Origin of the sequence: Stenotrophomonas mori, from assembly GCF_023556335.1 — a bacterium.
Lineage (GTDB): Bacteria > Pseudomonadota > Gammaproteobacteria > Xanthomonadales > Xanthomonadaceae > Stenotrophomonas > Stenotrophomonas mori.
Map to the genome: position 1 here is coordinate 88,302 of NZ_JAIKTS010000005.1, position 14,381 is coordinate 102,682.

General features: G+C 70.2%; 11 protein-coding genes. 9 read left to right on the forward strand and 2 right to left on the reverse strand.

The annotated features are described in order from the left end of the window. The first annotated feature begins 44 nt into the window (after nucleotides 1–44). The 6 genes from murG to lpxC all read left to right on the forward strand — a co-directional run bounded on the left by murG (nucleotide 45) and on the right by lpxC (nucleotide 7,314). Entirely contained in the window at nucleotides 45–1,103 is a 1,059-nt protein-coding gene (gene murG / locus K5L01_RS13340; RefSeq protein ID WP_250065215.1) for an undecaprenyldiphospho-muramoylpentapeptide beta-N-acetylglucosaminyltransferase, read from the forward strand. Continuing rightward, entirely contained in the window at nucleotides 1,100–2,536 is a 1,437-nt protein-coding gene (gene murC, locus K5L01_RS13345; RefSeq protein ID WP_250065092.1) for a UDP-N-acetylmuramate--L-alanine ligase, read from the forward strand. The genes murG and murC overlap by 4 nt, the downstream gene beginning before the upstream one ends. 97 nt (nucleotides 2,537–2,633) lie before the next feature. Continuing rightward, nucleotides 2,634–3,362 carry a cell division protein FtsQ/DivIB gene (locus K5L01_RS13350; protein WP_250065093.1) on the forward strand — a complete coding sequence of 243 codons (729 nt, stop codon included), beginning with the start codon at nucleotides 2,634–2,636 and terminating at the stop codon, nucleotides 3,360–3,362. Continuing rightward, nucleotides 3,359–4,594, forward strand: coding sequence for a cell division protein FtsA (ftsA, locus tag K5L01_RS13355; RefSeq protein WP_054667596.1), 1,236 nt, complete (start codon nucleotides 3,359–3,361; stop codon nucleotides 4,592–4,594). The genes K5L01_RS13350 and ftsA overlap by 4 nt, the downstream gene beginning before the upstream one ends. A 174-nt stretch (nucleotides 4,595–4,768) precedes the next feature. Next, on the forward strand, nucleotides 4,769–6,007 hold the full coding sequence (gene ftsZ / locus K5L01_RS13360) for a cell division protein FtsZ (RefSeq protein ID WP_250065094.1): 1,239 nt from the start codon (nucleotides 4,769–4,771) through the stop codon (nucleotides 6,005–6,007). Nucleotides 6,008–6,402: 395 nt separating this feature from the next. After that, nucleotides 6,403–7,314 (forward strand): UDP-3-O-acyl-N-acetylglucosamine deacetylase, encoded by a 912-nt coding sequence (lpxC, locus tag K5L01_RS13365; protein WP_250065095.1) that lies wholly within the window; start codon nucleotides 6,403–6,405, stop codon nucleotides 7,312–7,314. A gap of 181 nt (nucleotides 7,315–7,495) precedes the next feature. Here the strand turns inward: lpxC and K5L01_RS13370 are convergent, their stop codons facing one another. After that, nucleotides 7,496–7,933, reverse strand: coding sequence for a DciA family protein (locus tag K5L01_RS13370; protein ID WP_250065096.1), 438 nt, complete (start codon nucleotides 7,931–7,933; stop codon nucleotides 7,496–7,498). Nucleotides 7,934–7,945: 12 nt separating this feature from the next. Here K5L01_RS13370 and K5L01_RS13375 point away from each other — a divergent pair, with 12 nt between their 5' ends. From K5L01_RS13375 to K5L01_RS13385, 3 genes are all read left to right on the forward strand, one after another. Continuing rightward, nucleotides 7,946–8,896 (forward strand): M23 family metallopeptidase, encoded by a 951-nt coding sequence (locus K5L01_RS13375; RefSeq protein ID WP_250065097.1) that lies wholly within the window; start codon nucleotides 7,946–7,948, stop codon nucleotides 8,894–8,896. A gap of 265 nt (nucleotides 8,897–9,161) precedes the next feature. Further along, entirely contained in the window at nucleotides 9,162–11,897 is a 2,736-nt protein-coding gene (secA, locus tag K5L01_RS13380; protein WP_250065098.1) for a preprotein translocase subunit SecA, read from the forward strand. Between the two features lie 588 nt (nucleotides 11,898–12,485). Next, a complete protein-coding gene (locus tag K5L01_RS13385) occupies nucleotides 12,486–13,433 on the forward strand; it encodes a Nudix family hydrolase (protein WP_250065099.1) in 948 nt (315 codons plus the stop codon). 45 nt (nucleotides 13,434–13,478) lie between these two features. Here the strand turns inward: K5L01_RS13385 and metF are convergent, their stop codons facing one another. Next, on the reverse strand, nucleotides 13,479–14,309 hold the full coding sequence (gene metF / locus K5L01_RS13390; protein WP_250065216.1) for a methylenetetrahydrofolate reductase [NAD(P)H]: 831 nt from the start codon (nucleotides 14,307–14,309) through the stop codon (nucleotides 13,479–13,481). Nucleotides 14,310–14,381: the final 72 nt, after the last annotated feature.

The window sequence follows — 14,381 nt, forward strand, 5'->3', positions numbered from 1 at the left end:
GCCAGCCGCAGGACACCGCTGCGGGCGCCACCGTACGTCCGGTCATGATCATGGCCGGCGGTACCGGCGGGCACATCTTCCCGGGCCTGGCCGTCGCCAGGGTGCTGCGCGAGCGCGGCATCCCGGTGACCTGGCTCGGCGCCGACGGCGCGATGGAGACCCGGCTGGTGCCCCGGCACGCCATTCCCATCGACACGCTGGCCATTTCCGGGCTGCGCGGCAAGGGCAAGCTGGCGCTGCTGGGTGCGCCGCTGCGGGTGCTGCGCGCGATCCGCAACGCCGGCTTCATCCTGCGCGACCGCAACCCGCGCGCGGTGGTGGCGTTCGGCGGCTTCGCCTCCGGCCCCGGCGGCATGGCCGCGCGGCTGCATGGGCTGCCGTTGCTGGTGCACGAGCAGAACCGCGCGCCGGGGCTGACCAACCGGATCCTGTCGCGCTTCGCGCGGCGGGTGCTGAGCGGCTTCCCGGACAGTTTCGCCGGTGGCCGCGAAGAGGTGGTGGGCAACCCGGTGCGCGCCGAGATCGCCGCATTGCCGGCGCCGGAGCAGCGCCTGGCCGGCCGTGGCGGCCCGATGCGGTTGCTGGTGCTGGGCGGCAGCCAGGGCGCGCGGGTGCTCAACAACGCCGTCCCGCAGGCGCTGGCCGCGCTGCGCGGCAGCGCCGCCATCGAGGTCTGGCACCAGTGCGGCGAGAAGCTGCACGGTGAAGCGCAGCAGGCCTACCGCGAGGCCGGCGTCGACGGCCGCGTCGATGCCTTCATCCAGGACATGGCCGCGGCCTATGCCTGGGCCGACCTGGTGGTGTGCCGTTCCGGCGCCTCGACCCTGGCCGAGCTGTGCGCGGTGGGCATCGGCAGCGTGCTGGTGCCGTTCGCCGCGGCGGTGGACGACCACCAGACCCGCAACGCCGACTACCTGGTCGAGCGCGGCGCCGCCGAACGGCTGCCGCAGGACGACGCGCTGGCCGGCAACCTGGAGCGTGCCCTGCGCGCCCTGGCCGCCGATCCCGCCCGCCGCCTGCAGATGGCGGGCGCCGCGCGGGCCCTGGCAAAGGCCGATGCGGCCGAACGCATCGCCGACATCATTCTCGAGGAAACCGCATGATCCGCCGCCTGCACGACACCGCCGACCTGGTCCGGGCCTTTCCGCGGGTGCACTTCGTCGGCATCGGCGGCACCGGCATGAGCGGCATCGCCGAGGTGATGCTGACCCTGGGCTATGACGTCTCCGGTTCCGACAACGCCGACAACGCCGCCACCCGGCGCCTGGCGCGGCTGGGCGCGCGGGTGATGCGCGGGCACTCGGCCGCCAACGTGCTCGGCACCGACTGCGTGGTGGTGTCCAGCGCGATCCGCGAGGACAACCCGGAGCTGATGGAGGCGCGCAGCCAGCGCATCCCGATCATGCCGCGCGCGGCGATGCTGGCCGAGCTGATGCGCTTCCGCCACGGCATCGCGGTGGCCGGCACCCACGGCAAGACCACCACCACCTCGCTGACCGCCGCGGTGCTCAGCGAGGGCGGGTTGGACCCGACCTTCGTGATCGGCGGCCAGCTGCTGGCCGCCGGCGCCAACGCCAAGCTCGGCGGCGGGCAGTGGCTGGTGGCCGAGGCCGACGAGAGCGACGGCAGCTTCCTGCGCTTGAACCCGCTGGCCGCGGTGATCACCAACATCGACGCCGACCACCTGGAGAACTACGGCAACGACTTCGCGCGCGTGCAGGCGGCGTTCGCCGAGTTCCTGCAGCGGCTGCCGTTCTACGGCCTGGCGGTGCTGTGCATCGACGATCCGGAGGTGGCCGCGCTGGCCGCCAGGACGCCCCGCCACGTGATGAGCTACGGCCTGAGCGGCAGCGCCGACGTGCGCGCCGAGGACGTGGTGCAGGACGGTCCGCGGATGCGCTTCACCCTGCGCCTGCCCGAGGGCAGCAGCGTGCCGGTGACGCTGGCGCTGCCGGGCCGCCACAACGTGCTCAATGCGCTGGCCGCCGCGGCGGTCGGCTGGCAGCTGGGCGTGGCGCCGGCGACGATCGCCGCGGCGCTGGAGAAGTTCGAAGGCGTGGGCCGCCGCTTCAACGACCTGGGCACGGTGACCACGGCCAGTGGCGCACGGGTGCGGCTGGTCGACGACTACGGGCACCATCCGCGGGAACTGGCGGCGGTGTTCGAGGCCGCGCGCGGCGGCTGGCCGGAACAGCGGTTGGTGGTGGCGTTCCAGCCGCACCGCTACAGCCGTACCCGCGACCAGTTCGACGCGTTCGCCGCGGTGCTGTCGGATGTGGATGCGCTGGTGCTCAGCGAGGTCTATCCGGCTGGCGAGGCGCCGATACCGGGCGCCGATGCGCGCTCGCTGGCGCGGGCGATCCGTGCCCGCGGCCGCAGCGAGCCGGTCGTGGTCGGCAGTGCCCAGGACCTGGTGTCGGTCCTGCCGGACGTCCTGCGCGACGGCGACCTGCTGCTGATGCTGGGCGCCGGCGACATCGGCCATGTCGCCCAGCAGATCGCCACCGGCGGATTCGAGGAGGTCGCGGACGCATGATCGCCGTTCTGCCCCCGCCATCGCGCCTGCGCTCCCCGGCAGTGGCCGGCGGACGCGGCTGCCCGCGCGGCGGCGGCCGGCCGGCCGGGAGGCGCGCATGAGTGCGGTGCTGCGCATCCTCGCCTGGCTGCTGGCCATCGCCCTGGTGGCATCGCCGGTGGTCGCCCTGCTCAACGGCTGGGTCGGTGCCGAGCGCTGGCCGCTGACCCGCCTGCGGGTGCAGGGCGAATTCAAGCGGGTGCCCGGCGAGGACCTGCAGAAGGCGCTGTTGCCGTATGCGCGGGCGGGGTTCTTCGCGGTCCGGCTGCAGGACGCGCAGCACGCGGTGGAACGGCTGCCGTGGGTGGAGAGTGCACAGGTGCGCAAGCAGTGGCCGGACGTGCTGGAGGTCCGCGTGGTCGAGCACCAGCCGTTCGCGCGCTGGGGCAAGGACCGGCTGCTGTCCGAGCAGGGCCGCCTGTTCGCCACTCCGAAAGGCCTGGAGGATGCGCCGCTGCCCGAGCTCGACGGCCCGGACAGCAAGACCGCCGAGGTGGTCGAACTCTACAACCACGCCCGTGCGCTGTTCGCGCCGGCCGGCGTGGACGTGCGCCGGGTGGCGATGGACGCGCGCGGCAGCTGGTCGCTGGCGCTGGACAACGGCACCGAGGTCATGGTCGGCCGCGACGACGCGCGCTCGCGGCTCGGGCGCTTCGTGCGGGTGCTGCCGCAGCTCATCCGCACCCAGGTGCCGATCGAGCGCGCCGATCTCCGCTACACCAACGGTTTCACGCTGAACTGGGGAACCCCGCCACCGGCAGCGAAGCAGAAGCAGGACAGGACATGAATCGCAAGGGTGACAAATCGCTCATCGTCGGCCTCGACATCGGCACCTCCAAGGTGGTGGCGCTGGTGGGCGAGTATTCGCCGGGCAGCCCGATCGAGGTGATCGGCATCGGCTCGCACGAGTCGCGCGGGCTCAAGCGCGGCGTGGTGGTGGACATCGAATCGACGGTGCAGTCGATCCAGCGCGCCATCGAGGAGGCCGAGCTGATGGCCGGCTGCGAGATCCGTTCGGTCTACGCCTCCATCTCCGGCAACCACGTGCAGTGCCGAAACTCGCAGGGCATCACCCCGATCCGCGAGGGCGAGGTGACCTGGGGCGACCTGGACCGCGTGCTGGAGGCGGCCAAGGCGGTGGCGATCCCGGCCGACCAGAAGATCCTGCACGCGATCCCGCGCGAGTACGTGCTGGACGATTCGCAGGAAGGCATCCGCAACCCGGTCGGCATGACCGGTGTGCGCCTGGAGGTGCATGCGCACCTGGTGGTGTGCGCGCAGTCGGCGGCGGCCAACATCAGCAAGTGCGTGCAGCGCTGCGGCCTGCAGGTGGACGACCTGGTGCTGTCCTCGCTGGCCTCGTCGGTGGCGGTGCTGACCGCCGACGAGCGCGAACTGGGCGTGGTGATGGTGGACATCGGCGCCGGCACCACCGACATCGCGGTGTTCGTGCAGGGCGCGATCTGCCACACCGCCTCGCTGCCGATCGCCGGCGACCATGTCACCAACGACATCGCGCACATGCTGCGCACGCCGACCCCGGAGGCGGAGCAGATCAAGGTGCGCTACGCCTGCGCGCTGGCGCAGCTGGCCACCGCCGAGGAAAGCATCCAGGTGCCGTCGGTCGGCGACCGGCCACCGCGGCGCATGCCGCGCGCCTCGCTGGCGCAGGCGGTGCAGGGCCGGTACGAGGAAATCTTCGAGATGGTGCAGGCCGAACTGCGCCGCTCCGGCTTCGAGGAGATGGTGCGTGCCGGCATGGTGCTCACCGGCGGCGCCTCGAAGATGGAAGGCGTGGTCGAGCTGGCCGAGGAGATGCTGCAGATGCCGGTGCGGGTGGGCATCCCGCAGCACGTCACCGGCCTGGGCGAGGTGGTCGGCAATCCCGTGCACGCCACCGGCGTGGGCCTGCTGCTGATGGGCAGCCAGATCGAACACCCGCGGCGTCCGTCGCTGCCCACCGGGCGCGCCGGCACGCTGTTCAACAAATTGAAGAACTGGTTCCGCGGCGAATTCTGACGCGGGACAGGTGGTGACACCGGCTCCGGCCGGTGGATTGAAGCAGGGCGGTACCCCGGAGCGGCGCGAGCCACGACGGATTCTAACGACAACTGCCGCAACGGCGGCGCGGAACGCACGGACAGGATGCCGGGTGGCCACGCCAAAGGAAGCGGTTATAACGAGGACATGGACATGGCACATTTCGAACTGATCGAGAAGATGGCACCCAATGCGGTGATCAAGGTGGTGGGCGTGGGCGGCGGCGGCGGCAACGCCGTGGCGCACATGGTCAACTCCGCGGTGGACGGGGTGGAGTTCATCACCGCCAACACCGATTCGCAGGCCATCAAGAACTGTGGCGCCAAGCTGCAGCTGCAGCTGGGCACCAATGTGACCAAGGGCCTGGGCGCAGGCGCCAACCCGGAAGTCGGCCGCCAGGCCGCGCTGGAGGACCGCGAACGCATCATGGACGCGCTGCAGGGCGCGGACATGGTGTTCATCACCGCGGGCATGGGCGGCGGCACCGGCACCGGCGCCGCGCCGGTGGTGGCGCAGCTGGCCAAGGAGATGGGCATCCTGACCGTGGCCGTGGTCACCAAGCCGTTCCCGTTCGAAGGCCGCCGCCGCATGCAGGTGGCGCTGAAGGGCATCGAGGAACTGAGCCAGCACGTCGATTCGCTGATCACCATCCCGAACGAGAAGCTGATCACCGTGCTCGGCCGCAACGCCACCATGGTGCAGGCGTTCCGCGCCGCCAACGACGTGCTGCAGGGCGCGGTGCAGGGCATCGCCGACCTGATCGTGCGCCCGGGCCTGATCAACGTCGACTTCGCCGACGTGCGCACCGTGATGTCGGAAATGGGCCTGGCGATGATGGGCACCGGCACCGCGCGCGGCGACGACCGTGCGCAGGCCGCGGCCGAGGCGGCGATCCAGAACCCGCTGCTGGACGACGTGAACCTGGCCGGTGCCAACGGCATCCTGGTCAACATCACCGCCGGCCCGGACTTCACCATGAGCGAGTTCGACGAGATCGGCCGCACCATCGACGGCTTCTCCTCCGAGGACGCCACCGTGGTGGTGGGCACCGTACTCGACCCGGACATGCAGGACGAAGTGCGGGTGACCGTGGTCGCCACCGGCCTGAACCGCATCGGTGCCAAGAACGCCCAGCGCCCGGGCGAGCGCGCGCCGATCAAGCTGGTGCGCAACGCCACCACCGGCCAGGCCGAGTTCGGCGGCGACCAGGAGAGCCCGGCCGATGCCGTGGCCAAGGCGGTGGGCAGCTCGCTGGGCATGGGCCTGCGGCGTCCGAGCTCGGATACCGCGGCGGCATCCTCGCCGGCACCGGCGGCTTCGGCGCCGGCCGCGGCCGAGCTGCCGAGCGACTACCTGGACATCCCCGCGTTCCTGCGTCGCCAGGCCGACTGATGCCGTCGCCGGCGATGCGGTGCCCGGGCCAGGTGCCCGGCCCGGCCTTCCAGGGCCGGGGAGGCGTCCACGCGCGCAGCCGGATTGCGCGCGCGTGGCCGGCCGCAGCGCAGCGCCACGGCGGTTGATCCGGCCTTCCGTGGGCGGTCCCTTTCCGGACCCGCCGCGGAGGCGCCCGCACTGCGGCGGCCCACCACGCCGGCGCAGGTACGGGCGGCACAACACCGGGGTTGTCCTCCCCGGTGGCGGTACCCATGTCCTTTGCGGGCGGGCCAGGATGGCCTGCCCGCTTCTTCCCTGCAGCGCGGGGCACCGCGCCGGGAGCGATGGGGATGCGTGTTATTCTTGATTGGCTATGGCCGCGTCCCATGCGGTCCTCCTGACTCCGACACCCGATGATCCAGCAGCGCACCCTCAAGACCACGATCCGCGCCACCGGCGTCGGCCTGCACAGCGGCGACAAGGTCTACATGACCCTGCGCCCGGCACCGGTCGACCATGGCATCGTGTTCCGGCGCGTGGACCTGGAGCCGGTGGTGGATGTCCCGGCCCGTGCCGACCTGGTGACCGAGGTGACCCTGTGCACCGGGCTGACCAGCGAGGGCGCCAAGATCCAGACCGTCGAACACCTGATGTCGGCCATGGCCGGCCTCGGCGTGGACAACGCCATCGTCGAGCTGTCCTCGGCCGAGCTGCCGATCATGGACGGCTCGTCGGGCCCGTTCGTGTTCCTGCTGCAGTCGGCGGGCATCGTCGAGCAGCCGGCGGCCAAGCGCTTCCTGCGCATCCTCAAGCCGGTGGAAGTGCGCGACGGCGACAAGATCGCCCGCTTCGATCCGTACGAGGGCTACCGGCTGGGGTTCACGATCCAGTTCGACCACCCGATGATCCCGGCCAAGCAGTCGCGGGCCGAGATCGACTTCTCCACCGCGGCCTACATCAAGGAAATCTCCCGCGCGCGCACCTTCGGCTTCATGCGCGACCTGGAGTACATGCGCGAGCGCAACCTCGGCCTGGGCGGCTCGATGGACAATGCCATCGTGCTGGACGAGTTCCGGGTGCTCAACGACGACGGCCTGCGCTACGCCGACGAGTTCGTGCGCCACAAGATCCTCGACGCCATCGGCGACCTGTACCTGGCCGGCGGCCCGGTGCTCGGCGCCTACGAGGGCTACAAGTCCGGCCACGCGCTCAACAACAAGCTGGTGCGCGCGCTGCTGGCCGATGCCGGTGCCTGGGAATGGGCCTGCTTCGATTCGCCGACGCGCGACGCGCCGGTGGTCTACAGCGCGGCCGCCTACGCCTGAATGGGGCGGCCCCGGCGGGGGAGTGCAGGATCTGTGAATCCCACCCCGCTTTCAAGCTGAATTTAACTATTTTTTAATAAAACACTAACTCCCGGGTGGTCCACCACGGCTAGGATTTGCTCCGGCTTGGCGTTGGCATCCCTCGGGATGACGGGGCGCGGGGCGGCCTCCCGGTCAGTGTTCAGGAACGGGTGCCCTTCACATCCTCCAGGCAGGCCAGGGCGTCGCGCAGGCCTTTGCGCGTGGCGGCCGAGACGGCGTGGGAACTGCGCTGGTCGTCGCGTACCGGGGAGGGTGCGGGCGCCGTGGCAGTCTTGACGGTCACCCGGGTGGCCGTCAGCCCGATGGATCGGGCCGCGTCGAGCAACTGGCTCTGGGCTAGCCTGACCTTGGCATGCCAGACCGGGGACTCGACGAGGAAAACGAGGTGTTCGCCGTCCACATTGGCCAACCGGCAACGGTTCGCCAGCGCAGGCGGCAAATGGGGGCGCAACTGCCGGTCCAGCGCATCGAGCCACAGGGCTCGCCGCAACGGATTTCCAGCCTTGTCCGCCATGACCGCGTCCAGCGCCTGTTTCGGCGCGGTGCGGGAACGACTGCTGGATTTCGGCTCAGACATAAGAATTCTTCGATGGCATTCAAAAAGATCGTAATCAAAACACGGGGGCGGCAGGCGAAAACACCCTTGGGGCGCCTGCAGGTGTTTTTCGAGGATAGGCCAAAGGCGTTGTTCGCCAGCGTACTGGGTGTGGGCTGTCTGCTGGGTGTAGGCGGCACGCTGGCCGCCGGCGCGGTCGGCAATGCCACGCTGCGCGCGAAGGTCGAGCACCAGGAGCAGGAGCTGGCCCGGGTGCAGGCCGATGCGCAGACCCAGGTCAATGCGCTGGCGGCACGGCTGGGCGAGCTGCAGGCCCAGGCGACGCGCCTGAACGCCCTGGGCGAGCGCCTGACCCAGATGGGCAAGCTGGAGGACGGCGAATTCGACTTCCAGGAAATCCCCGGCCTGGGCGAGGGCGATGCCGGCCCGACCCAGGACATCCCGGTGAGCGCGGTCAACAGCGACTTGCAGGCGCTGGAACAGCGCTTCGCCGCGTCGGGACGGCAGCTGTCGGTGCTGGAGTCGCTGCTGTTCGATCACCAGCTCGAGCAGAACGCGGTGCCGTCGCGCATGCCGATCCGCAACACCTACGTCACCTCGAACTTCGGTACCCGCGCCGACCCGTTCGGCCGCGGTGCCGGCAACCACAAGGGCATGGACTTCCACGCCCGCGTCGGCGACCCGGTACTGGCCGTCGCCGACGGGGTGGTGGCCTTCTCCGGGGTGAAGGGGGGCTACGGCAATGTCGTGGAGATCGACCACGGCAACGGCTACAAGACCCTGTATGCGCACAACTCGCGCCTCAGCGTGCGCGAGGGCGGGCTGGTCCGCGCCGGCCAGGAAGTGGCCAAGGCCGGCTCCACCGGCCGCTCCACCGGCGCCCACGTGCACTTCGAGGTGTGGCAGAACGGCCGGGTGGTGAACCCGCGCAAGTTCCTGGGCGAAGGCGGCAATACCCCGGTGGGCCGCGTACAGCGTGGCTGATGCCGCGCCGCTCCGGGTTTCCGCACCCCCGTCCCACGGTGCCTGCGGCGCGAGGCCGCCGGGTGCCGCCGTCTCCCCGCATTCCCGCCTGAGCGGGCGGGGCCGCGCGGGCATGCGATCGGCGCTTGAATCGCCGGAGCGCTGCCCCAAGTTACAATAGGTCTTGCCATCGACAGGGCGCATTGCGCCCTGTTTCGTTTGTGCCCGGCCGGTCCCGCTTGGGGTGGGGGCCGTGCGCGGCATTCCATCCAAACCGGTTCCTTCAATGATCAACAGCCTGCTTACCCGCGTTTTTGGCAGCCGCAACGAGCGCCAGCTTCGCCAGCTCAACCGTATCGTCGCCAAGATCAATGCCTTGGAGCCGGAGATCCAGCCGCTTTCCGACGACCAGCTGAAGGCCAAGACCGCCGAGTTCCGCGAGCGTGTCGCCGGCGGCGAGGCCCTGGACAAGGTGCTGCCGGAAGCCTTCGCGGTCTGCCGCGAGGCGTCGCGGCGAGTGCTGGGCATGCGCCACTACGACGTGCAGCTGATCGGCGGCATGGTCCTGCACCTGGGCAAGATCGCCGAAATGCGCACCGGCGAGGGCAAGACCCTGGTGGCGACCCTGCCGGTGTACCTCAACGCCCTGGAAGGCAAGGGCGTGCACGTGGTCACGGTCAACGACTACCTGGCCCGCCGCGATGCCGCGCAGATGGGCCGGCTGTACACCTGGCTGGGCCTGAGCGTCGGCGTGGTCTACCCGGGCATGCCGCACAGCGACAAGCGCGAGGCCTACGCCGCCGACATCACCTACGGCACCAACAACGAATTCGGCTTCGACTACCTGCGCGACAACATGGCGCTGTCCAAGGCCGACCGCTACCAGCGCGGCCTGCACTACGCCATCGTCGACGAGGTGGACTCGATCCTGATCGACGAAGCGCGTACGCCGCTGATCATCTCCGGCCCGGCCGACGATTCGCCGGAGCTGTACATCCGCGTCAACCGCGTCGTGCCGCAGCTGGTCAAGCAGGAAGTGGAGGACGGCGAAGGCGATTTCTGGGTCGACGAGAAGGGCAAGCAGGTGCACCTGTCCGAGGCCGGCATGGAACACGCCGAGGACCTGCTGCGCCAGGCCGGCATCATCGACGCGGACAACGAGGGCGGCCTGTACGCGGCACAGAACCTGACCGTGGTCCACCACCTCAATGCCGCCCTGCGCGCGCACGCGATCTACCAGCGCGACGTGGACTACATCGTCCGCGACGGCGAGGTGGTGATCGTCGACGAGTTCACCGGCCGCACCCTGGCCGGGCGCCGCTGGTCGGACGGCCTGCACCAGGCGGTGGAGGCGAAGGAGGGCGTGCCGGTCCAGCGCGAGAACCAGACCCTGGCCAGCATCACCTTCCAGAACCTGTTCCGCATGTACAAGAAGCTGTCCGGCATGACCGGCACGGCCGATACCGAGGCGTTCGAGTTCCAGAGCATCTACGGCCTGGAAGTGGTGGTCATCCCGACCAACAAGCCGACCATCCGCAAGGACCATCCGGACCAGGTGTTCCTCAACCGCCAGGGCAAGTTCAACGCGGTGCTGGCCGACATCGAGGAATGCGCCAAGCGCGGCCAGCCGGTGCTGGTCGGCACCACCTCGATCGAAACCTCGGAGATGCTGTCCGAGCACCTGCGCAAGGCCGGCGTCCACCACGAAGTGCTCAATGCCAAGCAGCACGACCGCGAAGCGACCATCGTCGCCAACGCCGGCCGTCCCGGCTCGGTGACCATCGCCACCAACATGGCCGGCCGCGGCACCGACATCGTGCTGGGCGGGTCGCTGGAGACCGAGCTGCAGGAACTGGGCGAGGAGGCCGACGAGGCGCAGAAGGCCGCCATCAAGGCTGCCTGGCAGGAGCGCCACGATGCGGTCAAGGCCGCCGGCGGCCTGCACATCGTCGGCACCGAGCGCCACGAATCGCGGCGCATCGACAACCAGCTGCGCGGCCGTTCCGGCCGCCAGGGCGACCCGGGCTCGTCCCGGTTCTACCTGTCGCTGGAAGACAACCTGATGCGCATCTTCGCCTCCGACTGGGTGCAGAAGGCGATGCGCCTGATGGGGATGAAGGAAGACGACGTCATCGAGGACCGCCTGGTCAGCCGCCAGATCGAGAAGGCGCAGCGCAAGGTGGAAGCCCACAACTTCGACATCCGCAAGAACCTGCTGGACTTCGACGACGTCAACAACGACCAGCGCAAGGTGATCTACGCCCAGCGCGACGAGCTGCTGGACGCCGAGTCGGTCAAGGACAACATCGACGGCATCCGCGACGACGTGATCTACGACCTGGTGGCGCGGTTCGTGCCGCCCAATTCGATCGACGACCAGTGGGACCTGCCGGGCCTGCAGGCCACGCTGGAAGCGGACCTGGGCATGCAGATGGACCTGGTGGGGCTGTTCAAGCAGCACGAGGAACTGGACGCCGACGGCATCGCCGAGGCGGTCGCCCGCGAGCTGGACGGGCACTTCGTGCAGAAGGAGGGCGCGGTCGGTCCGGAGACCATGCGCGCGCTGGAGAAGCACGTGATGCTGACCGTGCTCGACCAGAGCTGGAAGGAGCACCTGGCGCGCATGGACTACCTGCGCCAGGGCATCTACCTGCGTGGTTATGCGCAGAAGCAGCCCAAGCAGGAATACAAGAAGGAAGCCTTCGAGCTGTTCTCGGAGATGCTGGAGAACGTCAAGCGCGAAGTGATCCACCTGCTCGCGCGCGTGCGCATCCGCAGCGAGGAAGAGGTGGCGGCGATGGAGGCGCTGGAGCGGCAGCAGGCCGAAGCGCGGCTGCAGATGTCGCAGTTCCAGCACCAGGACAACGGCGGCTACGGCGCCGACGAAGAGGCGGCCCAGGTGGAGGCGCGGGCGGCGGGCGTGGCCCAGGTCACCCGCGACGAGCCCAAGGTGGGCCGCAACGATCCCTGCCCGTGCGGCAGCGGCAAGAAGTTCAAGCACTGCCACGGTCAACTCAACTGAAAGTTGAGTTGACCGTGGTGTAGTCCGCCAGGCGGGCTACGCCCCCATGATCCGTGCAACGGATCATGGGGGCACGATCTTTATCGCCGATACCCCGTGCCTTCGGCGCGCCCCCCTTGCCAAGGAGGGGCGCCTCATCGGGTGGATAGCAGCAACGCCGGCCATTGGCCGCGGCACGCCATCGCTACGCGCTGCCGCCCCACGATCTGCGCCGCAAATTGCGGCCGCCATTCTTTTTCCTCCCCGGCCCGGTGCAGCGCACCAGGCGCTCGGCTGATCTGTGCCGCGCCACCGTGCACGCAGGCCGTCCTCCCGCACCTTGCCCCGCCGCACGCGGCCCACCCTTCGAACCGGCTCGACCGTTCGCGCTTCGCGCCGTGGCGCGTCCCCTGGCTCGGGGCTCTTCTCCATGCACGATCCCGGCGGGTGCCGATCGTTGGTCGCCACCCGCGGGGCGTCCCCGGGCACGCCGCATGGCCGCAGGTAGGAGGTTTGCCCCAGACCGGGCCTTCTTGATGAACCGCGGTGCCGGGAACGCACGAACGCGGACGATTGCGTCGGCCACCGGCTTTTCGGCATGCTCGACACATGACCTGTTCCCTGCGCTCCATCCACGTCGTGGCCGCCGTCATCACCGACGCGCGCGGCCGCATCCTGCTCAACCGCCGCACCGGCAACAGCGACATGGCGGGCTTGTGGGAGTTTCCCGGAGGCAAGCGCGAGGCGGGCGAGACCTCCGAACAGGCGCTGGCCCGCGAACTGCACGAGGAGCTCGGCATCCAGGCGGAGATCGGCGACTGGATGATGGAGGTGCCGCAGCGGTATCCGGATAAGCGGCTGCGGCTGGAGGTGCGGAAGGTGGAACGCTGGAGCGGCACCGCCCGCGGGCGCGAAGGGCAGGCGATCACCTGGGTGGCGCCGGACAAGCTGGCCCGCTATTCGATGCCGCCGGCGGACCTGCCGGTGGTCGCGGCGATGCGCCAGGCCGACCGCTACCTGGTCACGCCGGAGCCGGTCGCCGGTGCCGAGGCCTGGCTCGAACAGCTGGCGACGGCGGTTGCCGGCGGGGTCCGGCGGGTGCACCTGCGGACCCCGCTGGCGGCCGAGCGCGCCGCGCTGGCGCGGATGGCGGTCGCCCGGCTCGGCCGCAGCACCGAGCTGCTGCTCAACCGCGACATCGCGCTGGCGCGCGAACTGGGGGTGGGCGTGCACCTGGGCAGCGAACAATTGCAGCAGGTGCAGCAGCGTCCGCTGCCGGCCAGCGTTCCGGTCGCCGCGTCGTGCCACGACCTGGCGCAGCTGCAGGCGGCGCAGCGGCTCGGCTGTGATTTCGCGGTACTCGGCCCGGTGCGGCCCACGGCGAGCCACCCCGGTGCGCCGGCACTGGGCTGGGAGGCCTTCGAACAGCTGCGCGAACAGGTGTCGCTGCCGATCTACGCCATCGGCGGGCTGGCGGCGGCCGACATCGCGACCGCGCGCGGGCATGGCGCGCAGGGCGTGGCGGCGATCCGTGCGCTGTGGCCGGCAGCGGGGTGAGGCGAGGGCGCCGGCACACCGCCGACGGCGTTCACGGCCGGCGGCTCACCCGTGGCCGAGGCGCTGCAGCACCGCACGGGTGGGCCGGGCGAGGTTGAGGGTGTAGAAGTGCAGCGCCGGTGCGCCACCGGCGACCAGGCGTTCGCACAGCGCGGCGACCACGTCGGCGCCGAATGCACGCACCGCGTCGGCATCGTCGGCATAGGCCTGCATGCGCTTGGCGATCCAGCGCGGGATCTCCGCGCCGCACTGCTCGGAGAACCGCCGCAGCTGGCTGAAATTGGAGATCGGCATGATCCCGGGGATGATCGGCACCTCCACGCCCAGGCGCCGCACGGCGTCGACGAAGTGGAAATAGGCGTCGGGGTTGTAGAAGTACTGGGTGATGGCGGCGTCGGCGCCGGCGTCGATCTTGGCCTTGAAGTGGCGCAGGTCCGACAGCGCGTCGCTGGCCTGCGGGTGGGTCTCCGGATAGGCGGCGGCCTCGATGCGGAACGCGTCGCCGTGCTCGGCGCGGATGAAGGCGATCAGGTCGGCGGCATAGCGCAGGTCGCCCGGGTAGCCCATGCCCGAGGGCAGGTCGCCGCGCAGGGCGACGATGCGCTTCACGCCGATGGCGCGGTACAGCTTGAGCAGCTCGCGGATCTCCTCGCGGGTGCCACCGACGCACGACAGGTGCGGCGCGGCCGGCAGGCCGTGGTGCTGGTTGAGGTGGCGGACGGTCTCGGAGGTGTAGCTCAGGGTCGAACCACCGGCGCCGAACGTGCATGACACGTAGTCGGGCGCATACGCCTTGAGCCGGGTCGCGGCGCGGTCCAGCTGCGCGCGCTGATCGTCGGTCTTGGGCGGGTAGAACTCGAAGCTGAGCGCGGTCATGGCGGAGGAGCGGAGGATGGGACGCGCATTGTATCTCTTCATCAAGATGGATGTATTTACATGATTCCGGGC